Source organism: Sphingomonas sp. Leaf62, from assembly GCF_001421915.1.
GTDB lineage: Bacteria > Pseudomonadota > Alphaproteobacteria > Sphingomonadales > Sphingomonadaceae > Sphingomonas.
Genome location: NZ_LMLN01000030.1, coordinates 471,354 through 491,786, shown reverse-complemented (window position 1 = coordinate 491,786; position 20,433 = coordinate 471,354). Strand labels below are relative to the sequence as shown.

Sequence of the window (20,433 nt, the reverse complement as noted above, 5' to 3'; positions counted from 1 at the left end):
GGTCGTCGATTGTCCGAAACGGACAGTGGCCGCGCCGGCGGTACCTTTGGGAGATAGACTATGCGTGCGTTGCTCGTGATGCTGGGTGGATCGCTGATGCTGGCGGCTTGCGGACCGAGCGCCGAGCAGCAGGCGGCGGCCAATCAGGCTGCCATCGCGAATTCGCAGGAAGCGCAGGAAATGGCCGCAAAGGTCGATTCGCTGGCACCCGGCCAGCGCGAAGGCGTGTTCATCCGCGCCATCCGTGACGCCGGGCTGCCCTGCCAGGGCGTGACCGCGTCGGAACGGGGTGAAGAGCCGGGCAGCTGGGTCGCGACCTGTCAGGAAGGATCGCGGCATATCATCACCTTCGGAGCGAACGGGATGGCGAACGTGACCAGCTTCACGCCGCAGCCGGCGGCGGCACGGTAGTTTGGGCTGACGTGGTGGCGTTGTTTTTGCCGGCGACCCCGGATCGGGTCGAGTCGTCTGTGAAAGTCGCGCACTTAGCCAGAGAATGATCGTACCCCCGCGCAGGCGGGGGTCCAGAGCCAAACAGAACAAGGACTTGCGCTTGGAACTCTGGACCCCCGCCTGCGCGGGGGTACGGCAAGGGGAGGGGGTCGGGACTTTTGCAAAGGTCTCGGGCAAGTCCGGGGTGACGATGATGAAACGGGCTTCGGTTTCACAAATACAACGGCTCCGCAGGAGCAACGGACCGGTTCGTAACCACCGCCCGACCACTTCGCATCCGGTTCGGAGGTAACGCCGCTCCGAAAGGGACGCGGTTGTCCTGTCCCAACGCTAAACGCTGCGGCATCAGCGTCGCATCGCGGGCTGGTGGGAACGGGCATGACGGGGTTGGTGGATTCGGCGACGGCGGTGATGCGGATGGCGCAGGCCCGGCTGGACGTCGCGGCGCATAATATCGCGAATGTGGCGACGCCGGGATACAAGCGGCGGATCGGCTTTGCCGATACCGTCGCCGCGCGCAGCGAGGTCGCGCTGGCGACGCGGATCGATGGCGCGCAGGCGTCGCTGACCGAAACCGGTAACCCGTTCGATCTGGCGATCAGCGGCGACGGATATTTCCGGGTCCGCGATGGTGAGCGCACCCTCTATACACGGCAGGGGCAGTTTCGCCGCGATGTCGACGGGTTGCTGGTCACGCCGCAGGGCTATGTGCTGCAACAGGCGGCCGGCGGCGATCTGGTGCTGGACGGCGCGAAGATCGACATTGCCCACATCGCCGTCGAACGCAGCGACGATCCCGCCGGGCTGACGGCGGTCGGCGAAAGCTTCTTTGCCGGGCAGGCGATGGTCGAGACCGACGGGGCCGAAGTGCGGTCGGGGATGCTCGAAGCGTCGAACGTCACGCTGGGCGACGAAATGACCCAGACGATGGTCGCGATGCGACAGGCCGAAAGTGGCGCGCGGCTGATCCAGCTGTACGACGAATTGATGGGCCGCGCCGCCGCCACCTTCGGAGGCAAATGATGAGCGACGCCTATCAGATCGGCGCGATCGGGTTGCGCACCCAGCAACTGGCGCTGGACGCGATCGCCAACAATATCTCGAACATCAACACCGCCGGGTTCAAGCGGTCGGAAGTGCGCTTTGCCGATGTCGTCGCCAGCCGGCCCGACGCTACGTTGCTGCCCGCCGACCTGCAATCGGCGGCACCGACCCTGGCCGGGGTGGCGCTGGATTTGCAATTCATGCTGAACGATCCGGGCGAGTTGCAGCGCACCGGCGCGGCGATGGACGTGGCAATCGATGGCGCGGGTTTCATCGAATTGATGGGGCCGGACGGGCAGAGCGTGCTGTGGCGCGGTGGCCGGCTGAAGGTCGGCGACGATGGTGCGCTGACCGGGGCGGGCGGGTTTGCGCTGAAGGCCAACATCACCGTGCCCGACGATGTGACCGCGCTGTCGATCGCCGCCGATGGCACGGTGCAGGCGCAGGGCGCGGACGGTGCCGCCCCGGTCGAACTGGGGCAGATACGGCTGGTCCGGCTGAACGACGCGGATGGCGTGACTCGATTGGACGGCGGGCTGTACCGGATCGCCGATGGCACGCGGCTGGAGGAACTGGTGCCGGGCGAGGATGGCGTCGGGCAGGTGGTTCAGGGCGCGGTCGAGCGGTCGAACGTGCAGCTGACCGAGGAAATGGTGCGGATGATGCTGGTCCAGCGCGCCTATGCGGCGAATGCGCAGATCCTGCAGGCGGCCGACCAGATGATGGGGATCGCCAACACGCTGCGGCGCTGACGCGGACACGGGGAACATGCAATGCTGATGACGGTGGCGGCCGGGCTGATGCTCGTAGCCGAGGCGAAGGTGCGCGTGCGCGAGGTGAGGCTGGCCGATCTGGTGCAGGGCGCCGGGGAGGCGGGGCGGCAGGTGGTGCTGCGCCTGCCGACCGGGCGGCGGCAGTTGACGCTGCCGGCGGCAACGGTCGCGGCGATGGTGCGGCGCGCGACGGGGGTACAGGTCGGCGGGACCGGCAACGTCGCCATCACGTTTCTGGCGCCTGCGCCGGTGCGGCGCGACTGGACGCCCGAGCCGGCGTTGCCAGGCGGCAGCGAACTGACGCTGCGGTCGGTGGCGGGGCCGGTCGCGATCGAGCGGCCGGTGACGTTGCTGCAACCCGGGCGGTCGGGGCGCTCGGTGTTCGTCCGCGACGGGCAGGGGCAGGTGTTCGCCGCGCCGCTCGCGATCGGCGACGACCTCTATCGTCCCGGCGGCTGGGGCGCGCTCGCCACTGATCAGCGCGCGGCACAGGTCGGCGATGCGCTGACCATCGTCGTCTACCAGAGCGCCGATGCCAGCAATTCGGCCCAGAATGCGACGCGCAAGGCGACCGACCTGTCGGCATCGATCGACGCGGGACCGGTCGGCGAGGGTGGTCGCGCGGCATTGGGCGGCGGCTTTACCGGGCGCGGCGAAGCGCGACGCAGCGAGCGGCTGGTCACGCGGCTGAGCGCGACGGTCAGCGCGGTGCTGCCGAATGGCGACCTGATCGTCACCGGGCGGCAACGCATGGCGATCAATGGCGAGCGGACCGAAGTCGGGGTGCGCGGGCGTATCCGCGTGGCGGATATTGGACCGGACAACAGCATATTGTCGTCGCGCATTGCCGATGCCGAGATTGATTATGGCGGGCGCGGTTTCGTGTCGCGCGGCAGTCGGCCGGGACTGCTCAACCGCCTGTTCGGCGCGTTGGGGCTCGGCTGATGCGGTTCGCTTGTCTTCTTGCGCCGCTGTTGCTGCTGGCCGGGCCGGCGGGCGCGCAGTCGGTCCCGATCAAGGCGCTCGGCCGGTTCGATGGCTGGCGGCAGAATGCGCTGGTCGGATACGGGCTGGTCGTCGGCCTGTCGGGATCGGGCGATACGCGGCGCAGCGTGGTGACGCGGCAGGCGCTGCGCAACGTTCTCAACCGGTTGGGCACCAATGTTGCCGAGGCGGAGATCAGCAGCCGCAATGTCGCGGTGGTGATGGTGACCGGCATGTTGCCGCCATCGGCCAATGTCGGTGACCGAATCGACGCGACGATCGCATCGATCGGCGATGCGCGCAGTCTGGCCGGCGGTACGCTGGTGATGACGCCGCTGTTGGGGCCGGATGGCAAGCCCTATGCTCTGGCGCAGGGGCCGTTGCTGGTCGGCGGGCATCGCTTCGACAGCGACCTGAACCGCGAGCAGCGCAACTATCCGACCTCGGCGATCCTCGAAGGGGGCGCGACGATTGAGGCCGCGGTCGACAGCAACATCCTGAAGCCCGGCGGCGAGGTGTCGTTCCTGCTGGCGGACCCGAGTTTCGAGACGGCCGAGCGCGTGGCGGCGGGGATCGTGCGGCGCTTCGGCGCGGGGGTCGCGTGGGCGCGCAATGCCGATGAGGTGCGGGTGCGCTATAATGGCGGTGCCGCGGGGCTGACCGGGTTTCTGGCGGCGATCGAGAATGTCGGGGTCGAACCGGCGGCGACCCGCCGCGTGGTCATCAACGAACGCACCGGCACCGTCGTGGCGGGCGGCGACGTGACGCTGTCGTCGGTCGTGATCGCGCAGGGCGACATCAAGGTGTCGGTCGTCGCGGAGAATTTCGCATCGCAGCCCGATTTCTATGCGGGCTTCGCGAGCGACGTCGAGGCGGGCGCGGGCGTGCGCAGCCTGATCGTCACCAATACCAAGCTGGACGTGCGGCAGGGCAGCGGCGACGCGACGATCCGCTTCGGCAACACCACCATCGCCGATCTGGTGCAGGGATTGTCGCGCGCGCGCGTCGATACCCAGCGGATGATCGGCATCTTGCAGGCCATCAAGGCTGCCGGCGCGCTGCACGCCGATTTGATCGTGAAATGAGGAAGCTGTCATGGACGCGCTGACATCGGTCATCATCGCCAGGGCGCTCGACGGGCTGACCGCCCGTGCCGAGGCGACTGCGGCGAACATCGCCAACGCCAATTCGCCGGGATACCGGCCGATGTGGGTCGATTTCGAAACCGCGCTGCGCAGTGCCGCGGGGCAGGGTGCCGACGCCGTCGCGGCGGTGCGGCCGGCAACGTCGTGGGGCGTGACGCCGGCGTTCGGGACCGAGGCGCGGCTCGACCTCGAACTCGCCACCGCGTCGGAAACGTCGTTGCGCTTCGCCGCGCTGATCGACGTGCTGGGGCGTGAAATGGGCTTGATGCGCGCCGTGATCGTGGGAGGACGCTGATGGACGCCGCCCGGATCAGCCGTACCGGCCTCGACGTCGAATGGCAGCGGTTGCAGGTCATTGCCGCGAACATCGCGAACGCCAACACCACCGGGTATCGCGCGCAGCGGCTGCTGACCGGGCCGGCGGGTGGCTTCGGGTCGCTGGTGCGCTCGGGTGTCAGCGTGATGGGGCTGCAACCGGTCGCGAACGGGGTGCGCCGCGTCCACGAACCCGGCCATCCGCAGGCCAATGCGGAAGGGTTCGTCAGCTATCCCGACATCGATCAGGCGGGTGAGATGGCGCTGATGATCCGTACCGCGCGCGCGTATGAAGCGAACCTGACCGCGATGGGGATCGCGCACCAGCTCTACGCCCGCGCGCTCGACCTTGGGAAGCAGTCATGAGCGGGGCGATACCGCCGCTGGCCGGCGTCACCGCCGCACCGTTGGCGCTGCAACTGGGGCCGGTCGCCGCGCCGCCGCCGGCACAGGGGTTCGGGGCGTTGCTGCTGTCGGGGCTGCACGGGCTGGATGCGAAGCTCGACCATGCCGATGCGCTGGTCCGGCGCTTTGCGGTCGATGACAGTGTGCCGATCCATCAGGTGACGATGGCGCTGGAGGAAGCGCGGCTGTCGGTCGAACTGGCGATGCAGGTGCGCGCGCGATTGGTCGAGGGGTACCGCGACCTGATGAACATGCAGCTATGAGCGAGGTCGCTGCTTCGCCGCGCCGGCAATGGCTGTTGATCGGTGGCGTGTTCGTCGTCGTGCTGGGATTGCTCGGCGGAGCCTATTGGACCTTCCTGCGCGATGGCTATGCGACGCTGGCCGACCATGTCCGGCCGGGCGAGGCGGCGGCGATCGTCGCCGAACTCGACAAGCGCGGCACGCCCTATGAACTGCGCGACGGCGGTACGACGGTGCTGGTGCCGAGCGGCGAGGCCGATGCGACCCGGCTGGCGATGGTGCGGGCGGATGTTGGTGAGGTCGGGTTCGAGTTGTTCAACAAGTCGGACATGGGCCTCACCAATTTCGCGCAGAAAATCAATTACCAACGCGCGTTGCAGGGGGAGCTGGTCCGCACCATCGCGTTGATGGACGGCGTGGAAAGTGCGCGCGTGCACCTTGCGTTGCCCGAACGGACGCTGTTTCGCGACGACCGGATCGAACCGAGTGCGGCGGTGACGGTGCAGATGCGCGGGAGCGTGGTGCCCGATGCGGCACGGGTCGCGGGGATCCAGCGGCTGGTCGCCGCCGCCGTGCCCGACCTGCCCGCCGACCGCGTCGTCGTGCTCGACGCCGATGGCCGGATCGTGAGCGCCAGCGCCGCGCCAAAGCCGGTCGAGGGCGACGCCACGACGGCGGTCGAGAATTATTACAAGGCACGCGCCCGTGCCGCGATTGAGGGCGTCCGGCCCGGATCGCGTTACGACCTGCGCGTCGAAGCGGTGGCGCAGGGCGATACGATTATCGACCCGGCGAACTGGACGCCGGGCGAGGCGGAGGGTGCGCGCAATTTCCGGCTGCACATAACGCTGGTGACGCCGCAGCCGCTGGATGCGGGGGAGCAGGCGGCGCTGGCGGCGGCGATCCGGCCGGCGGTCGGGCTGGACGATGCACAGGGCGATCTGTTGTCGTTCGAAACGGGCATGACATCGCCGCAGGCCGCACCGGTCGTCCCGCAAACGCCGACCTATGTGCCGCCGATCGTGGCGAGCGAACCGGTTGCCGCGCCGTCATGGTGGCCCTGGGCGCTGGCGGGGATGGGCGTGGTCGTTCTGGTGATCGTGGCGATGCGTCGTTCGCGGGCGACGCGACTGTCGGGCGCGGAACAGGAAGCGTTCGCGGCGCTGCTGCGGCGGCGGATCGGGCAGGATGGGGGCGACCATGTCGCCGGCTGACGATGTGATCGCACAGTTGCGGGCGTTGCCGCCGGCCGATCGCCGTGCAGTGCTGGCGCGGCTGACTCCGGCGGAGCGGTTGCGCGTCGAGGCGGCACCTGTTGCGACGCCGTTCGCGGCGGATATCGCGGCGCGGCTGGCCGATCCGGGTGAGGCGATGACGTCGGCCGGGCGCGCGGCGCTGGCAAAGGCGGCGGAGGCGTTCGCCGCGCCGGTCCAGCCGGGGCCGGGGCCATCGTTGCTCGCCCGGTTGCGCAGTGCGATCGGGGGAGGCTGACATGGCGGTACTCAAACACGCCGATGCGGCGGTGGCCCGCGCGCTGATCGCGCCGTCGATGCCGGTCGCGCCGGACGAAACCGTCCTGCTGCGCACCGAAATCGCCGCCTTGCGCGCGGATGCCGTTCGCGCGGCGGAGGCGGCCAAGGTCGCCATCGCCAAGACGCGTGAGGCGGGTCTGGCCGAAGGGCGCAAGGTGGGCATCGCGTCGGTCGACCGTAGCGAGCGCGAGCGGGTCGACCTGCTCGCCAAGGGGCTGGCCGAAGAAGCTACGCGCCTGTCCGACCGGTTGCAGGCGCTCGACGGGCTGGCGGCGGCGCTGGCGCGGGCTTGTCTCGACCGGGTGTTCGCCCGGCCCGAGGCGATGGCGGCGATGGTCGGCAATGCGCTCGACCATCGGCTGGCGCTGCTGCGCGATCGGACCGGGCTGACGGTGCGGGTCAGCGGCGCGGACTTCACCGATGCGGCGGCGCTGGCCGGACGCGGCGAGGTGACGATCGACCCCGACCTGCCGGCGGGGGCGTGCCGGATCGGCGTGCGGCTGGGGCGGATCGATCTGGACGTGCCCGGCCAATGGGCGGTGATCGCTCGCGCGCTCGACGAAATGGCTGGAGCATGACCGCGCACCCGTTCCTGACCCGGATCGCCGACCTCGATCTCGCCTTGCCCTATGGTGAGGTGCGGCGGGTCATGCCCGGCCGGATCGAGGCGAGCGGGCCGACGGCGACGGTCGGTGGGCTGTGTCGGATTGGCGGGCAACTGGCCGAGGTCGCGGCGGTCGATGCCGATACGCTGGTACTGGTGCCGGTCGAGGACGGCGGACCCATCGCGATCGGCACGCGGGTCGAGCCGGTGACGTATGACGGCGTCGGGGTCGGCGACGGCTATGGCGGACGCGCGATCGATGCGCTCGGGCGACCGATCGATGGCGGGGCAGCGATCCGGCCGGACCAGCGCGTCGCCCTGCGCGGGATCGCGCCGGGGCCGCTCGATCGCGTAGCGCCGACCGTGCTGATGGAGACCGGCGTGCGCGCGATCGACGGGCTGCTGACGCTGGGGCAGGGAGAGCGCATCGGCGTGTTCGCGGCGAGCGGGGTCGGCAAGACCAGCCTGATCGAACAGATCGTCGCGCAGACCGCCGCGACGCGCCGCATCGTCTGTCTGGTCGGGGAGCGCGGGCGCGAGGTGTCGGGCTTCTGGCAGGCGCTGTCGTCGCGCGGCGAGGCCGCGACGCTGGTCGCCGCCACGTCGGACGAGAGCGCGGCGATGCGCGCGCGGGCGGTGTCGACCGCGCTGTGCCTGGCCGAACATTGGCGCGACCGGGGCGAGCATGTCCTGCTGGTCGTGGATTCGATCACCCGGCTGGCGATGGCGCTGCGCGAAATCGGGCTGGCGGCGGGCGAGCCGCCGACCGTGCGCGCCTATACGCCCAACGTCTTCGCCGCCCTGCCGCGCATCGTCGAGCGGTGCGGCGCGGTGCGCGGTGGCGGCGCGATCACGGCGGTGCTGACCGTGTTGAGCGAGACCGACGAAATCGACGACCCGATCGTCGAGACGATGAAGGCGTTGCTCGACGGGCATATCCTGTTGTCGCGGACGCTGGCCGATCGCGGGCATTTCCCGGCGATCGATCCGATCCGCAGCATCAGCCGACAGGCGGTGCGGCTGATGAAGCCTGCCCATGCGCAGGCGGCGCGCGGGGTGACCGCGAACCTCGCCACCTATGACGAGGCACGGGTGATGATCGACAGCGGGCTGTATCAGGCAGGAGCGAACCCCGCGATCGACGCGGCCACCGCCGCGCGCGACGGCATCAACGCGTTTCTGCGGCAGGAGCAGGGTGTCACCGTGCCTTTTGCCGAGACGCTCCGCCATCTGAGCACATTGGCGCAGGGGAAGCGGCATGGCTGATCGGATGGGCCGGGCGTGGCGGGCGCTGCGGACGATCGCCGCGCTGCGGATCGATCGGGCGCAGGCCGAACATCGCCGGACCTCGCTGACAGAGCGCGACGCCGAGCGTGCGTTGGCGGCGGCCGATACGGACTTGGTCGAAGCGGCGGACGCGTGGCAGCGGCAGATGGCCGAACGCTTCGATCCGGCGTTGGGTGCTGCCTATGCGGCGGTGCTGACCCGGCGAGCCGATGCGCTGGCGGCGGCGACCGCAGCGCACCAAGCGGCGGGGCAAGATACCGAAGCGGCGGCGGAGACGGCGCGCCGGGAACAGGCAAGGGCCGACGCCGTCGCGACGCAGGTGGATGCCGCCGCACGCCTCACGCGCCGCCATGCCGACGAACGGGCGCTGATGGCGATCGCCGATCGCGCGGCGCTGGCTTGGGTGCGGCGATGATCCCGCCGCTGACCGACCTGCCGACCGGTTTTGCTGGCAGTGAATCGTTGGTGGCGGGCGTGCCGATGGCGGCCGGCCCGACGCTGCGCTTCGCCGACCTGCTGGCGGTGGAGCCGTTGCCGGCGGCCAAGGTCGAGGCTCAGGCCGAGCGGTTCAATCAGGACGGATTCTTCGGCACGTCGGTCGCCGTGCCGGCGGCGTCGGTCGCGGCCGTCTTGCCAGAAGCTTCGGTGGAACCGGTTGCCGACGTGCCGAGGGCATTGGTGGTCGAGGGACCGGCGACCCCTGTCGCGGTGATGCCGGTAACTCTCCAAAACGTTGCGATGGCGGTCGCGCTGCCTGTCCGGCCGACCTTCGCCAAACCGACCGGGGCGCAGCCGATCGCACCCATGCCGATAGCGACATCCGTCGCTCCGCCACGTCCACGGCCGGCCCGGTCGGCGGTGGTCGCGACCGTCCTGCCCCGGCCCCCGATCCGCCAGCGCCCGGTGCCGAGCGGGTCGTTCGTGGCGGTCGCGGTGCACGCCGTCGCCCATGGGATCGAGGTCGTCGCGCAGGTCGCCGGCTTGGACGAACGCGACCGCGCGGCGCTCGCCGACGAGGTCGCCGCGCTGCTCGCCGCGCATGGCTATGCGCCCGCGCACATCACCATCACCGCCCTATCCGGCGCCCGACAGGAAACCCGCTGATGCAGACCGCCCCCGTTTCGTCCGTCACCCCCGGCGGCGAGCAGAGTCCCACCCAGAGTGCGACCAGCGCCTTCGGCCTCGGCTTCGATGCGCTGCTGAAGATCATCCTGACGCAGCTGACCTATCAGGATCCGCTGAAGCCGATGGACAATTTCCAGTTCGTGTCGCAGCTCGCGCAATTCTCGCAGGTCCAGCAGGGGCAGACCGCGAACGAGCGGTTGCAGGCGCTGACCGCGATGCAGGCGACCAATCAGGCGACCGGGCTGCTCGGCAAGCGGGTCGATATCGCCGCCGGATCGGCGACGCTGACCGGCTTGGTAACCGCCATCGCGCTGTCGGGCGGATCACCCAGCATCACCATCGAAACCGACGACAAGCGCACCATCGCCGGCGTCGCCATCGGCAATATCGTCCAGATCCGGGAGAAGAATTGATGTTCGGCGCGATCTATATCGGCCTGAGCGGCCTCAACGCCTATTCGAAGGGGTTGCAGCAGGTCAGCAACAACGTGTCGAACCTGAACACGACCGGGTTCAAGGGGTCGACCGTCAGTTTCCACAACCTGTACGCGACCCCCGATCGCAGCGGCATGTCGCTGACCGGGCAGGGCGGCAGCGACGGCTATGGCGTCGAGGTCGATGACGGAACGCTGAATTTCAAACAGGGCGAGTTGCGCAGCACCGACCGCGATCTCGACCTGTCGGTCGATGGCAACGGCTTCATGGTGCTGCTCGACGGCGACCGGACGCTCTACGCGCGGACCGGCAGTTTCGAGGTCGACCCGGCCGGATACATCGTGCTGAACGGCACGAATTACCGGCTGGCGACGCTGGATGCGAACGGGCGCGCAGTCAGCCTGTCGGTCGATGCCCGGCGGACCAGCGCGCCCAAGGCGACGACCGCCGTGACCTTTGCCGACAATCTGTCGTCGACGGCGAGCAGCTACACCGTCAGCGACATCCGCGTGTTCGACGCGAGTGGTGCCGCGCATGTGTGGAAGGCCGGTTTCGCCAAGGGCAGCGACGGGTGGAGCGTCACCGTCACCGACGACAAGGGCGCGACGGTCGGCACGCAGACGTTGAAGTTTAACGCCGGCATCATCGATCCGGCGACCGCGAGGCTCGACTTCACCGATGCCGCATCGGGACTGACCGTGCAGTTCGATTTCTCGAGCGGGGTCACGTCGTTTTCGGGGGGCGAGGTGTCGACGCTGCGCGCGGCGAAGGTCGACGGCTATGCGGCGGGCACGATCACCGGCATCGCCGCCGATGGCGCGGGCAAGCTGCAACTGACCTATTCGAACGGGCAGAAGGTCGATGGCGGCGCGATCGCGCTGGCCGATTTCCGCGATCCGACGCGGCTGGAACAGCGCGACGGGCTGTTCGTCGAGCGCGAGCCGGGCCAGTCGATGCTGCTCGCCAGCGACGATCCGCGCGTCGGGCAGGTGCGGTCGAAACGGCTGGAGGCGTCGAACGTCGACCTGTCGCAGCAGTTCGGAGACCTGATCCTGATCCAGCGCGGGTTTCAGGCATCGTCGCAGATCGTCAGCGTGTCGAACGACATGATCCAGCAGCTGTTCGGCATCCGGGGGCAGGGGTGAGCGCGGTGGCGTGGCTGCCGGCGGATACGCAGCCGCCCGCCGCGCTCGATGCGCTGTTTGCGGGGGCAGTCGCGGCGTGGGAGGCGCAGTGGTTCGTCGGCGGGGCGGGGCAGGCGCCCCGGTTGCGGCGTGGTGGCGGCGCGGGCTGGCGGCGCAATGCGGCCGGGCTGGCGATCGGGACCGCGCCCGATACCGCGCTTCGCATCGGGGCGCGGATTGTCGGAGTGTCGGCGGATGGGCGTCATGGTGCGGACCGGGCGGTGCTGGAAGGGGTTGCCGAACCGTGCCTGCTCGATCTGCGCACGCGGCTGGTTGCTGTGACGGGTGGCGATGACGGGTTCGTGCCGGTGCCGGCGTCCGACCGGATGGCGATGCTGGGCGACGGGCTGGCATTCGGTCTGTCCGACGCGCTGTTCGCGGTGCTGGTCCGGCGCGTGCTGCCGCCGGTCGTGCTGCCGCGACCGGGGTCGGGAGCGCAGGCGCTGGCGGCGATCCCGGTGGAGGTCGGCGCTGCGGTCGGGCGCGCGGCGATGCGGCTGGCCGACCTGCGCGCGCTGGAGGTCGGTGATGTCGTGGTGCTCGACCGGGCGCTCGCCGATCCGGTGCCGATCGCACTGAACGGGCGGCCCCTGCCGCGCGGGCGGGTGCGGGTCGTGCCCGCCGAACCGATCCCGTCTCTCCAAATCGTCGATGTTGCTGCGTGAGTGTGCCCATGTCCGAAACCATGCCTTCTACCCGCGTCAGCACGACGTTGATCGATAGTGTCGCGGTCGAACTCGACGCGTTGCTGGGGCAGGCGAAGATGACCGTCGGCGCGCTGACCGCGCTTAAACCCGGCGCGGTCGTATCGCTGGAGGCGGCGCTGAACCGTCCGGTCGATTTGCGGCTGGGCGAGGTGATCGTCGCGCGCGGGGAACTGGTCGCAGTCGACGACAAATTCGGCGTACGGTTGACGGAGATCGCACAGTGGCCGGAATGATCCTTGCCGCCGCCCCGGCGCGGCTGGGTGGCGGCGCGGCGCTCGACGTGTCGTTGACGCGGATCGTCGTGGCGCTGCTGCTGTGTCTGACGCTGGCGGTGCTGGCGGTGGTGCTGGTGAAGCGCGGCGGCGGGCGGCTGACCCTGCCCACCCGTGCCGAACGGCGGATCGCAGTGATCGAGAGCCGGCGGATCAGCCCGCACGCCGACCTCTGCCTGCTGCGCTGCGACGGGCAGGAATATGTAATTCTGTCGTCCGCCGCCGGGCAGCAGGTGCTGCGACAGGGGCCGGTGGCATGAACGCGATGCTGGCCGGCGGCGCGATCGGCAACGATGTCGTGCGAACCGCGCTGATCCTGACGCTGCTGGCGGTGATCCCGGCGGTGGTCATCAGCATGACGAGTTTCGTGCGGACCGTCATCGTGCTGTCGATGGTGCGCCATGCATTCGGCATGCCCGAAACGCCGCCGACCCCGGTGCTGGTCGCGCTGTCGATGTTCCTGACCGCGTTCACCATGGCCCCGACGATGACCCGGATCAATGCCGACGCGCTGCAACCCCTGCTCGCCGGGCGGATCGGGGTGGAGCAGGCGATGACCGCCGGTGCCGCGCCGTTGCGCCGCTTCATGCTGGCGCAGACGCGCGATGCCGATCTGGAATCGATCTACGCGATCAGCCGCACGCCGCTCCCCCGCCGGGCCGAGGACGTCGAGACGCTGAAGCTCGCCCCTGCCTTCATCCTCAACGAACTGCGCGTGTCGTTCACGATCGGGTTCGTCATCCTGTTGCCGTTCCTGCTGATCGACCTGGTGGTCGCCAGCATCCTGCTGGCGCTAGGCATGATGATGGTACCGCCCGCGACGATCTCGCTGCCGATCAAGATATTGATGTTCGTACTGATCGATGGGTGGGGACTGGTGCTGCAAGGGGTGCTCGGCAGTTTCCGATGATGCGCCGAACGGGGTTCGACCTGTTGCTGGTGCCGCCGCGCGTCGAGGCGTCGCTGTGGCGGCGGCTGCGTTTCGAGAACGACAAGCGTTGTCGCGAGCAGATCTTCACCCGCTATCGCCTGCTCGCCCGCGCCATCGCCCGGCGGCAGCATGGCCGACGCCCGAAATATGGCGCGGATCTGGGGGATATGGAGCAATTCGCCTATGAGGGGCTGTTGCAGGCGATCGACCGCTACGATCCGCTGCGCGGCATTCCGTTCGGGGCCTATGCCCGGCGGCGGATCGTCGGCAGCATCGCCGACGGTTCGGCGCGGATGAGCGAGAGCGACGCGACCTTCTCACAGCGTCGCCGGGCGGAGACCGATCGCGTCCGTTCGCTGCGGCGGGGCGAGGAGGACGATCCAGTCGCCGCGCTGGCGGCACTGGTATCGGGCCTCGCCATCGGGCTGATGCTGGAGGGCAGCGCACTGGTCGTCGGTGCGGACGGCATCGACCCGCGGCCCAATGCCTATCAGAGCCTCGAATGGCGCGAACTTCACGCGCTGCTGGCCGGCGGCATCGCCGAATTGCCCGAGCGGGAGGCGGTGATTATCCGCCAACATTATGAAGCGGGCGTCAGTTTCGCCCAGATCGCGGACCTGCTGAACCTGTCGAAGGGGCGGGTGTCGCAACTGCACGCCGCCGCGCTCGGCCGGTTGCGGCGACGGCTGCACGGCTATCGGAGATAGGATGATGTGCGAAGACGATGATATCCGCCAGTTGCTTGCCGTGGCGGCGGCTTCCCCCGGCGATGCGCTGCCGCTCGCCGAACGATTGATCGCGGCGCATCCGGGCGATGCGCGGCTGCATTTCTTTCGCGGATCGATGCTGGCCGGCAGCGCCCGCCCGATCGAGGCGCATGCGGCGCTGTCGCGAGCAGTGGCGCTGGCACCCGACTTTGCGCTGGCGCGGTTTCAGCTTGGCTTCTTCGAGCTGACGTCGGGCGAGCCGGCGCGGGCGCAGGCGACGTGGGAAAAGCTGTCGACGCTGCCCGACGACCATTATCTGCGGCAGTTCGTGACCGGGCTGATCCACCTGATCCACGACCGGTTCGCCGACGCGATTGCGGCGCTGGACGGCGGGATCGCCGCCAATGCCGAGACGCCGCCGCTGAACCACGACATGCAGCTGATCATCGACCAGTGCCGGCCGCTGCTGAACCCCGCCGCCGAAGCGGAGGAAGCGTCGCCGACCTCGTTCCTGCTGGGGCAGCTGGGGCGGGGCAGCCTGCATTGAAGGTCGCGGCCACCGACCATGTCCTGTTGCTGTTGCGCGCGAAACTGGCGCGATTGGCGCGCGACCGGTCGGATCGGTCGAGCCGGGCGGCGGGCAGGGGTGATGCCCGTCCGGTCGACCGGTTGCGGGCGATGGCCGGGTTCGACGCGCTGGGCGAGGATGAGCGCCGCCGCGCCGTGGTCCACGGCCTGCTGACCGAGGAACTGGGCGAAGCGGTCGCCAACGACGCGGCATTCGGTGCGGTGCTCGACGACGTCTTGCGGATCGTCGGTGAGATGCCGGGCGGGCATGAACTGATCGACCGGGCGGCGGCGGCGATGCGGGGGCGGTAGGGTCGATGACCCATCGTCGTCGTTCCGGCATAGGCTGGGAGTATCCGCCGCTACCCCCGCCCACCCATCCGGGCCAGCGCCTGCGCGATGGTGGTGCCGCGATCGTCGAGGGGGGTGGAGAGCGCGAGCTTCACGATCCGCTCGGCCGTGGCGACGTCGCCGTCGCCCGCCGCCAGCATCGCCGCCGCCAGTCCGCCGGCGAAACTCTCCCGGTCGAGCCGTAGTGCCACCGCCGTGCGCCGCCGGGCGGCGTCGAGGTCGCCGGCGAGCAGGTCGAGCACCGCCAGCGATCCATGGCCTTCCGCGAAGCTATCGTCGATCGCCAGCGCCCGGTCGAACCGCAACCGCGCCGTCGCTGCATCGCCGGCCAGCAGATGCGCCCAGCCGGCGGCAATCCACGACCCGAGATGCGATCCGAACCCTTCCGCCCCGCGATCGAGATCGGCGGTCGCGGCAGCGGCATCCTGCCCCGATAGCGCCAGCAGCCCGCGCCCGACCCGCGCGCGCGGATGGTTCGGCTGCACCGCCAGCACCCGGTCGAACAGCGCCCCTGCCGCCACCGGATCGGCCGCCTCCATCGCCAGTGTCGCCTGCGTCACCAGCCCCTCCGGATGATCGCCCGCCCGATCGGCGGCAGCGCGGGCGAGGTCGAGGTCTTCCAGATCGATCGCCAGCGTCGAGATCGCAGCGTTGACGCCGGCATGATCGGGAAAGCAGTCGAACGCCATGCGCGCGACCGCCTCGGCGCAGTCCATCTCGCCGCGATCATGGAGCAGGCCGATCAGCAACTTTGCCGCCTGCGGCAACTCGGTGGCGAGATCGTCGTCGAGCAACGCCAACGCCTCGTCGGTTTCGCCCTGCATCGCCAGCGACCGGGCGAGATTATAGCGCACGCCCGGCGCGTCGACACCCGCACCGGTCAGCGTGCGGAATGCGGTGGCGGCTCCGGCCCAATCCCGTTCCGTCATCGCCGCCAGCCCGGTCAGGTGATCGATCGCGGGCGACGGCCCCTCGATCGCGCGCAGCCGCTCGATCAGCGCGCGGGCCTCGGCCGGACGGCCGGCGGCGATGGCGGCGTGGGCGGTGTCGGCCAGCAGCGCGACATTGGCGGGATCGACGGCAAGGAAGCCGGCAAGCTGGTCGTATTCGGTCATCATGTCCCCTGGTCCAACCGGACGATATCGAAGGATTTGAGCGTGATCCGCATCGGAATTTCGGCGACCGACAGGACCGACAGCGTCGGCAGGCTCCGCCGCGTCAACGTCTTCAGGTGGCGGCGCAGTTCCGCCCCGCACAGCAGCACCGGCGCGCGGCCTTGCTGGAACATCGCTTCGGTCAACGGCATCAGTCGGCGGATCAGTTGTTCGGCGAGGCGTGGTTCGACCGCCATCGACCCGCCGCCGCTCGCCGCGCCGATGCTGGCGGCCAGCTGGTTTTCGAGGCGCGGGTCGAGGCTCAATACTGCGAGATCGCCATGGCGACCGCGCAACTGGTGGCAGATCGCATAGCTCATCCGCTGGCGGATCAGCTCGGTCAGTTCGATCGGGTCCTTCTGCGTGCGGGCAAGGTCGGTCAGATGCTCGACGATCAGGTCGAGATTGGCGATCGACACCCCTTCGGCCAGTAACGCCTGCAACACCCGCTGCACGTCGGATACCGACAGCGTTTGCGGCACCAGTTCCTCGACCAGCCCCGGCTGGCGCCGCCGGACCCCGTCGAGCAGGCCGACGACGGTGGCGCGGGTCAGCAGCGTGCCGACCTCCCCGCGCACGATCTCGCCGAAATGGGTGGCGAGTACGGTCAGCGGGTCGATGATCGTGCAGCCCGCCGCCTTTGCCGCATCGGCCTGTGCGGGGTCGATCCACCACGCCGGCAGGCCAAAGGCGGGGTCGGTGGTGGCGATACCGTCGATCGCAGGCTTCTGCCCCTGTCCGGCAACCGCCAGCACCTGATCGGGGTGGATGTCGCCCGCGCCATAGCGCGCGCCGAACAGGCGGATTTCATAGCCATGGCTGCCAAGCCCCGTGCCATCCTCCAGCCGCACGGCGGGGAAGGGCAGGCCGAACTGTTCCTCATGCACCCGGCGCAGTCCGGCGATCCGGTCCATCACCAGCGCGCCATCGCCGACCCATGCGCTCGACAGCGCCTCGCCCAGCCGGATTTCGAGCGCGGGGGACGCGGTCGATTCCGCCGCGACTTCCTCGTCGACCGGCTCCGCCGCCGCCTCTGCCGCCGCCTTGCGGATGCGTCGCCACGCGACGAAGGCGAGGGTGCCGATGACGATGATCGGCCATTTCGGCATACCGGGCAGCAGCAGCAAGGCACTCAACACAGCCGTGACGATCAGCGGGATGCGCGGCACCGATCCGAGCTGGCGGAACACCTCGGTCGACAATTCGCGGTCGGAGGCGGAGCGGGTGACGATGATCCCGGTCGCGATCGAGATGATGAGCGCGGGCAGCTGCGTCGCGATGCCGTCGCCGATGGTCAGCAGCGTGAAATGGCCGAGCGCGTCGCTCCATTCCATGCCCATCTGCGTCACGCCGACGATCCAGCCGGCGATGATGTTGATCAGCAGGATGATGATCCCGGCGATCGCGTCGCCCTTCACGAATTTGGAGGCACCATCCATCGCGCCATAGAAGGACGCTTCCTTTTCCAGCCCCTTGCGACGCGCGACGGCTTCGTCGCGGTCGATCAGGCCCATGTTCAGGTCGGCGTCGATGCTCATCTGCTGGCCGGGCATCGAATCGAGCGTGAAGCGCGCGGCGACTTCGGACACGCGCTGCGCGCCGCTGGTGATGACGACATATTGCACGACGACGAGGATCGCGAAGACGACCAGCCCGACGACGAAATTGCCGCGCACCGCGAACGCGCCGATCGACCCGATCACCGCCCCGGCATCGCCGCCGGTCAGGATCAGGCGGGTCGCCGCGACGTTCAGCGACAGGCGATAGAGCGTCGCGACCAGCAACAGCGACGGGAAGGTCGAGAATTCGACCGGCTTGCCGACATAGAAGGTCAGCAGCATGATCGTCAGCGCCAGCCCGAAATTGGCGATGATCGCGAGGTCGAGCAGCGCCGGCGGGATCGGCGCGAACAGGATGACGAGGATGCCGATCGTCGCGGCGACGAGCGCCAGATCGCGATTGGCGGCGGGGAATGCGGAAAGGCGCGGCAGGATGCCGGTCGACATAGTGGGTCAGCCCAGTGAGACCGCGCGGGCGCGGCGAAGGTCGATATACAGGTCGGCGACCGCAGCGTAGCGGTCGGGCGGAATGGCGCTGCCCACCGTACCGGCGCGGAACAGCGCGCGGGCGAGCGGCGGGTCGGCGATGATCGGCACGCCCCGGCGGATGGCGTCCTCGCGCAGCCGCAGCGCGTGCAGGTTGCGGCCCTTGGCGGCGACTTCGGGCGCGATCATCGCGCCTTCGTCATAGCGCAGCGCCACCGCGAAATGTTCGGGGTTCACCACCAGCAGGTCGGCCCCGTCCAAACTGCCCTTGCCCTGCGCCGCCATCTCGCGGTGCAGTTCCTTGCGGCGCTGTTTCTGGCGCGGTTCGCCCTCGCGTTCGCGGGCCTCGCGCGTCACCTCGCGGCGGCTCATCCGCATCTGCCGGGTGAACTCGTCGCGCGCGAGGATCTGGTCGAGTATCGCGATACCGACCGCGACGATCAGGAACGCGAACACCAGCCGCAGTCCGGCGGCCTCCATCATCGCGACCAGCCGGTCGCCATCGGTCGCATTTTCGGCCAGATGCGCCACCGCCCAGCGCGCGACCATCCATGTGGCGGTCGCATAGAGCGCGAATTTCAGAATGCTCTTCAGCGTTTCCTGGAGCAGCTTGAGCGAAAACAGCCGCTTAATCCCCTTGGCCGGGTTCAGTCGGCTCCAGTCGGGCTTGAGCGGGTGGAAGGTCAGCAGGAACCCGCGTAACTGGAGGAGTTCGAGCAGGATGACGATCCCCGCCATCGTGCCGCCCAGCAACGCGACCGGCGCGATCGTCCGGCGACCGAGCGTGCCGAGCATCTCCGCCGCACCACCCGGCCCGCTCGCGCCGGCAAATCCGCCGGCCAGTGCGATCCGCATCGCCTGCGCCAGCGTCGCGATCAGCGCCGGCCCGGCGATCAGCGCATAGGCGGCGAGCGTCATCAGGCTGGCGAGAAAGCCCAGTTCGATGCTGCGCGCGACATTGCCCTTTTCGCGCGCCTTTTGCAGCTTGAACGGGGTCGGTGCCTCGCCGCGATTCTGGTCCTGTTCGGCCATCAGCCGATCCGCGCCATGGTATCGAACGCGCTCGACAGGATGGTGACGAACAGCGATCCCGACAGCGCCAGCGCGATCGGCAGGACGATCATCGTTGCCAGCGTCTTCACCTGAAAGCCGAGCAGCAGGACGTTCATCTGCGGCAGCGTGCGCGACATGAACGCGATGGCGAGGTCGAGCACCAGCAGCACGACCAGCAACAACCCCGCCAGCCCCAGCGCGATCAGGAACACGCCCGACACATAGCCGATCAGGATCTGAGGATCGGTCGCCGTCAGCGCGCTGCCCATCGGTGCCCGTTCGAGCGACGCCGCCCAGATTGCCAGCAACCGCGCCGGGCCGTCGGTGGCGAAGAAGATCGCGCCGGCGGCATAGGCGAAGATGGTGCCGACCAGCGGCAATTGCGCGCGCGTCGCCGGATCGACCAGCACGGCAAGGCCGTACCCCGCCTGAATATCGATCGTCCGCCCGGCGACCAGCAACGCCGCGAACGCCAGTTGCAACGCCAGCGCCAGTGTCGTGCCGAACAGCAATTCGCCCGCCGCCAGCGCGATCAGCCCGCCGGCTGGCGGCGCGGCCTGCCACGTCGCCGCCGGATTGCCCGCGACCAGCCATGCGGAAAGCGCGATGGCGAGGCCGACCCGCACGATCGCCGGAATGCGGATCAGCGTGAACGGTTGCGCGAACGCCAGCGTCGGCACGATGCGTAGCGACAGCAGCAGCGTCGCCACCGCTTGCGGAAGAAGTGACTCCATCAGTTCACCAGCGCCGGGATGGCAAGGTACAGGCCGCGTGCGAAATCGGTCATCCGCGTCATCATCCATGGGCCGAGCAGGATCAGCAGCCCCGCCGCGACCAGCAGCTTGGGCACATAGCTGAGGGTCGCCTCCTGGATCTGCGTCGCGACCTGAAACACGCTGACGACGATGCCGATCGCCAGCGTCGCGATCAGGATCGGCGCGGCCACCATCAGCGACTGCCACAGCATGTCGTCGAGCAGATTGAGCGCCCGGTCGGCTTCCATCGATCATCCCGCCTGTCGGCGAAGCCCCGGCTCCGCCCCCGCCGTCCATCTACCGCGACGCCGTCGATTGTGCCCGTCGAACTTCGTCCTAAACGAACGAAAAACCTCCCCGACAA

28 protein-coding genes are annotated in these 20,433 nt (G+C 69.3%); 23 read left to right on the top strand and 5 right to left on the bottom strand.

The window, feature by feature from the left end; translation table 11 throughout:
- The first annotated feature begins 60 nt into the window (after positions 1 to 60).
- The 23 genes from ASE91_RS17620 (at position 61) to ASE91_RS17510 (ending at position 15,023) form a co-directional block, all read left to right on the top strand.
- Positions 61 to 411, top strand: a complete 351-nt coding sequence (locus ASE91_RS17620) for a hypothetical protein (RefSeq protein ID WP_056628555.1) — start codon at positions 61 to 63, stop codon at positions 409 to 411.
- Between the two features lie 420 nt (positions 412 to 831).
- Positions 832 to 1,476, top strand: coding sequence for a flagellar hook-basal body protein (locus ASE91_RS17615; RefSeq protein ID WP_056628551.1), 645 nt, complete (start codon positions 832 to 834; stop codon positions 1,474 to 1,476).
- Positions 1,476 to 2,249 carry a flagellar hook-basal body protein gene (locus ASE91_RS17610; RefSeq protein WP_056628549.1) on the top strand — a complete coding sequence of 258 codons (774 nt, stop codon included), beginning with the start codon at positions 1,476 to 1,478 and terminating at the stop codon, positions 2,247 to 2,249. The genes ASE91_RS17615 and ASE91_RS17610 overlap by 1 nt, the downstream gene beginning before the upstream one ends.
- Before the next feature lie 21 nt (positions 2,250 to 2,270).
- Positions 2,271 to 3,215: a flagellar basal body L-ring protein FlgH gene (locus ASE91_RS17605; RefSeq protein WP_056628547.1), complete on the top strand. Its 945-nt coding sequence runs from the start codon at positions 2,271 to 2,273 to the stop codon at positions 3,213 to 3,215.
- Positions 3,215 to 4,339: a flagellar basal body P-ring protein FlgI gene (flgI, locus tag ASE91_RS17600; protein ID WP_082454099.1), complete on the top strand. Its 1,125-nt coding sequence runs from the start codon at positions 3,215 to 3,217 to the stop codon at positions 4,337 to 4,339. The genes ASE91_RS17605 and flgI overlap by 1 nt, the downstream gene beginning before the upstream one ends.
- A gap of 10 nt (positions 4,340 to 4,349) precedes the next feature.
- Positions 4,350 to 4,694 carry a flagellar basal body rod protein FlgB gene (locus tag ASE91_RS17595; RefSeq protein ID WP_056628544.1) on the top strand — a complete coding sequence of 115 codons (345 nt, stop codon included), beginning with the start codon at positions 4,350 to 4,352 and terminating at the stop codon, positions 4,692 to 4,694.
- Entirely contained in the window at positions 4,694 to 5,080 is a 387-nt protein-coding gene (locus tag ASE91_RS17590; RefSeq protein ID WP_056628542.1) for a flagellar basal body rod protein FlgC, read from the top strand. The genes ASE91_RS17595 and ASE91_RS17590 overlap by 1 nt, the downstream gene beginning before the upstream one ends.
- Entirely contained in the window at positions 5,077 to 5,382 is a 306-nt protein-coding gene (locus tag ASE91_RS17585; RefSeq protein ID WP_082454098.1) for a flagellar hook-basal body complex protein FliE, read from the top strand. The genes ASE91_RS17590 and ASE91_RS17585 overlap by 4 nt, the downstream gene beginning before the upstream one ends.
- Positions 5,379 to 6,575, top strand: a complete 1,197-nt coding sequence (fliF, locus tag ASE91_RS17580) for a flagellar basal-body MS-ring/collar protein FliF (RefSeq protein ID WP_056628539.1) — start codon at positions 5,379 to 5,381, stop codon at positions 6,573 to 6,575. Before ASE91_RS17585 ends, fliF begins: the two co-directional genes overlap by 4 nt.
- Positions 6,562 to 6,852 (top strand): hypothetical protein, encoded by a 291-nt coding sequence (locus ASE91_RS17575; protein WP_156357907.1) that lies wholly within the window; start codon positions 6,562 to 6,564, stop codon positions 6,850 to 6,852. The genes fliF and ASE91_RS17575 overlap by 14 nt, the downstream gene beginning before the upstream one ends.
- Position 6,853: 1 nt before the next feature.
- Positions 6,854 to 7,471 carry a hypothetical protein gene (locus ASE91_RS17570; RefSeq protein WP_056004434.1) on the top strand — a complete coding sequence of 206 codons (618 nt, stop codon included), beginning with the start codon at positions 6,854 to 6,856 and terminating at the stop codon, positions 7,469 to 7,471.
- Complete coding sequence (locus ASE91_RS17565; RefSeq protein WP_056628537.1) at positions 7,468 to 8,763, top strand: FliI/YscN family ATPase; 1,296 nt, start codon at positions 7,468 to 7,470, stop codon at positions 8,761 to 8,763. The genes ASE91_RS17570 and ASE91_RS17565 overlap by 4 nt, the downstream gene beginning before the upstream one ends.
- The gene (locus ASE91_RS17560; RefSeq protein WP_056004441.1) at positions 8,756 to 9,199 is read left to right on the top strand and encodes a hypothetical protein; all 444 of its coding nucleotides are present in this window, start codon (positions 8,756 to 8,758) and stop codon (positions 9,197 to 9,199) included. Before ASE91_RS17565 ends, ASE91_RS17560 begins: the two co-directional genes overlap by 8 nt.
- Positions 9,196 to 9,888, top strand: coding sequence for a hypothetical protein (locus ASE91_RS17555; RefSeq protein ID WP_156357906.1), 693 nt, complete (start codon positions 9,196 to 9,198; stop codon positions 9,886 to 9,888). Before ASE91_RS17560 ends, ASE91_RS17555 begins: the two co-directional genes overlap by 4 nt.
- Entirely contained in the window at positions 9,888 to 10,322 is a 435-nt protein-coding gene (locus tag ASE91_RS17550; RefSeq protein WP_056628531.1) for a flagellar hook assembly protein FlgD, read from the top strand. Before ASE91_RS17555 ends, ASE91_RS17550 begins: the two co-directional genes overlap by 1 nt.
- Complete coding sequence (locus tag ASE91_RS17545) at positions 10,322 to 11,488, top strand: flagellar hook protein FlgE (RefSeq protein WP_056628527.1); 1,167 nt, start codon at positions 10,322 to 10,324, stop codon at positions 11,486 to 11,488. Before ASE91_RS17550 ends, ASE91_RS17545 begins: the two co-directional genes overlap by 1 nt.
- Positions 11,489 to 11,493: 5 nt before the next feature.
- The gene (locus tag ASE91_RS17540; RefSeq protein WP_156357905.1) at positions 11,494 to 12,192 is read left to right on the top strand and encodes a FliM/FliN family flagellar motor switch protein; all 699 of its coding nucleotides are present in this window, start codon (positions 11,494 to 11,496) and stop codon (positions 12,190 to 12,192) included.
- Positions 12,193 to 12,200: 8 nt separating this feature from the next.
- Entirely contained in the window at positions 12,201 to 12,467 is a 267-nt protein-coding gene (locus ASE91_RS17535) for a FliM/FliN family flagellar motor switch protein (protein ID WP_156357904.1), read from the top strand.
- Positions 12,455 to 12,766 (top strand): hypothetical protein, encoded by a 312-nt coding sequence (locus ASE91_RS17530; RefSeq protein WP_156357903.1) that lies wholly within the window; start codon positions 12,455 to 12,457, stop codon positions 12,764 to 12,766. Before ASE91_RS17535 ends, ASE91_RS17530 begins: the two co-directional genes overlap by 13 nt.
- Entirely contained in the window at positions 12,763 to 13,416 is a 654-nt protein-coding gene (gene fliP / locus ASE91_RS17525; RefSeq protein ID WP_056004461.1) for a flagellar type III secretion system pore protein FliP, read from the top strand. The genes ASE91_RS17530 and fliP overlap by 4 nt, the downstream gene beginning before the upstream one ends.
- Positions 13,413 to 14,144 carry a sigma-70 family RNA polymerase sigma factor gene (locus tag ASE91_RS17520; protein WP_056628516.1) on the top strand — a complete coding sequence of 244 codons (732 nt, stop codon included), beginning with the start codon at positions 13,413 to 13,415 and terminating at the stop codon, positions 14,142 to 14,144. The genes fliP and ASE91_RS17520 overlap by 4 nt, the downstream gene beginning before the upstream one ends.
- Positions 14,145 to 14,148: 4 nt before the next feature.
- Positions 14,149 to 14,691, top strand: a complete 543-nt coding sequence (locus tag ASE91_RS17515) for a hypothetical protein (RefSeq protein WP_235530548.1) — start codon at positions 14,149 to 14,151, stop codon at positions 14,689 to 14,691.
- Positions 14,688 to 15,023 carry a hypothetical protein gene (locus tag ASE91_RS17510; protein WP_056628508.1) on the top strand — a complete coding sequence of 112 codons (336 nt, stop codon included), beginning with the start codon at positions 14,688 to 14,690 and terminating at the stop codon, positions 15,021 to 15,023. Before ASE91_RS17515 ends, ASE91_RS17510 begins: the two co-directional genes overlap by 4 nt.
- A 50-nt stretch (positions 15,024 to 15,073) precedes the next feature.
- Here ASE91_RS17510 and ASE91_RS17505 read toward each other — a convergent pair whose 3' ends face one another.
- The 5 genes from ASE91_RS17505 to fliQ are packed head-to-tail and all read right to left on the bottom strand — an operon-like array spanning position 15,074 to position 20,317.
- Positions 15,074 to 16,177 carry a tetratricopeptide repeat protein gene (locus tag ASE91_RS17505; protein ID WP_162233681.1) on the bottom strand — a complete coding sequence of 368 codons (1,104 nt, stop codon included), beginning with the start codon at positions 16,175 to 16,177 and terminating at the stop codon, positions 15,074 to 15,076.
- On the bottom strand, positions 16,177 to 18,222 hold the full coding sequence (locus ASE91_RS17500; protein WP_056628502.1) for a flagellar biosynthesis protein FlhA: 2,046 nt from the start codon (positions 18,220 to 18,222) through the stop codon (positions 16,177 to 16,179). The genes ASE91_RS17505 and ASE91_RS17500 overlap by 1 nt, the downstream gene beginning before the upstream one ends.
- A gap of 6 nt (positions 18,223 to 18,228) precedes the next feature.
- Positions 18,229 to 19,293 carry an EscU/YscU/HrcU family type III secretion system export apparatus switch protein gene (locus ASE91_RS17495; RefSeq protein ID WP_056628499.1) on the bottom strand — a complete coding sequence of 355 codons (1,065 nt, stop codon included), beginning with the start codon at positions 19,291 to 19,293 and terminating at the stop codon, positions 18,229 to 18,231.
- Positions 19,293 to 20,048: a flagellar biosynthetic protein FliR gene (locus tag ASE91_RS17490; protein ID WP_056628495.1), complete on the bottom strand. Its 756-nt coding sequence runs from the start codon at positions 20,046 to 20,048 to the stop codon at positions 19,293 to 19,295. Before ASE91_RS17490 ends, ASE91_RS17495 begins: the two co-directional genes overlap by 1 nt.
- Positions 20,048 to 20,317, bottom strand: a complete 270-nt coding sequence (fliQ, locus tag ASE91_RS17485) for a flagellar biosynthesis protein FliQ (RefSeq protein WP_056628490.1) — start codon at positions 20,315 to 20,317, stop codon at positions 20,048 to 20,050. The genes ASE91_RS17490 and fliQ overlap by 1 nt, the downstream gene beginning before the upstream one ends.
- Positions 20,318 to 20,433 lie beyond the last annotated feature (116 nt).

Bases quoted from the DNA above. Each gene is read 5' to 3' on its own strand.
- ASE91_RS17605 (WP_056628547.1), top strand. From the start codon at position 2,271: ATGCTGATGACGGTGGCGGCCGGGCTGATGCTCGTAGCCGAGGCGAAG.
- ASE91_RS17500 (WP_056628502.1), bottom strand. From the start codon at position 18,222: ATGTCGACCGGCATCCTGCCGCGCCTTTCCGCATTCCCCGCCGCCAAT.
- ASE91_RS17520 (WP_056628516.1), top strand. From the start codon at position 13,413: ATGATGCGCCGAACGGGGTTCGACCTGTTGCTGGTGCCGCCGCGCGTC.
- ASE91_RS17570 (WP_056004434.1), top strand. From the start codon at position 6,854: ATGGCGGTACTCAAACACGCCGATGCGGCGGTGGCCCGCGCGCTGATC.
- ASE91_RS17610 (WP_056628549.1), top strand. From the start codon at position 1,476: ATGAGCGACGCCTATCAGATCGGCGCGATCGGGTTGCGCACCCAGCAA.
- ASE91_RS17585 (WP_082454098.1), top strand. From the start codon at position 5,077: ATGAGCGGGGCGATACCGCCGCTGGCCGGCGTCACCGCCGCACCGTTG.
- ASE91_RS17495 (WP_056628499.1), bottom strand. From the start codon at position 19,293: ATGGCCGAACAGGACCAGAATCGCGGCGAGGCACCGACCCCGTTCAAG.
- flgI (WP_082454099.1), top strand. From the start codon at position 3,215: ATGCGGTTCGCTTGTCTTCTTGCGCCGCTGTTGCTGCTGGCCGGGCCG.
- ASE91_RS17560 (WP_056004441.1), top strand. From the start codon at position 8,756: ATGGCTGATCGGATGGGCCGGGCGTGGCGGGCGCTGCGGACGATCGCC.
- ASE91_RS17615 (WP_056628551.1), top strand. From the start codon at position 832: ATGACGGGGTTGGTGGATTCGGCGACGGCGGTGATGCGGATGGCGCAG.
- ASE91_RS17595 (WP_056628544.1), top strand. From the start codon at position 4,350: ATGGACGCGCTGACATCGGTCATCATCGCCAGGGCGCTCGACGGGCTG.
- ASE91_RS17490 (WP_056628495.1), bottom strand. From the start codon at position 20,048: ATGGAGTCACTTCTTCCGCAAGCGGTGGCGACGCTGCTGCTGTCGCTA.
- ASE91_RS17575 (WP_156357907.1), top strand. From the start codon at position 6,562: ATGTCGCCGGCTGACGATGTGATCGCACAGTTGCGGGCGTTGCCGCCG.
- ASE91_RS17590 (WP_056628542.1), top strand. From the start codon at position 4,694: ATGGACGCCGCCCGGATCAGCCGTACCGGCCTCGACGTCGAATGGCAG.
- ASE91_RS17515 (WP_235530548.1), top strand. From the start codon at position 14,149: ATGTGCGAAGACGATGATATCCGCCAGTTGCTTGCCGTGGCGGCGGCT.
- fliQ (WP_056628490.1), bottom strand. From the start codon at position 20,317: ATGGAAGCCGACCGGGCGCTCAATCTGCTCGACGACATGCTGTGGCAG.
- ASE91_RS17620 (WP_056628555.1), top strand. From the start codon at position 61: ATGCGTGCGTTGCTCGTGATGCTGGGTGGATCGCTGATGCTGGCGGCT.
- ASE91_RS17565 (WP_056628537.1), top strand. From the start codon at position 7,468: ATGACCGCGCACCCGTTCCTGACCCGGATCGCCGACCTCGATCTCGCC.
- ASE91_RS17535 (WP_156357904.1), top strand. From the start codon at position 12,201: ATGTCCGAAACCATGCCTTCTACCCGCGTCAGCACGACGTTGATCGAT.
- ASE91_RS17505 (WP_162233681.1), bottom strand. From the start codon at position 16,177: ATGACCGAATACGACCAGCTTGCCGGCTTCCTTGCCGTCGATCCCGCC.
- ASE91_RS17550 (WP_056628531.1), top strand. From the start codon at position 9,888: ATGCAGACCGCCCCCGTTTCGTCCGTCACCCCCGGCGGCGAGCAGAGT.
- fliP (WP_056004461.1), top strand. From the start codon at position 12,763: ATGAACGCGATGCTGGCCGGCGGCGCGATCGGCAACGATGTCGTGCGA.
- ASE91_RS17545 (WP_056628527.1), top strand. From the start codon at position 10,322: ATGTTCGGCGCGATCTATATCGGCCTGAGCGGCCTCAACGCCTATTCG.
- fliF (WP_056628539.1), top strand. From the start codon at position 5,379: ATGAGCGAGGTCGCTGCTTCGCCGCGCCGGCAATGGCTGTTGATCGGT.
- ASE91_RS17555 (WP_156357906.1), top strand. From the start codon at position 9,196: ATGATCCCGCCGCTGACCGACCTGCCGACCGGTTTTGCTGGCAGTGAA.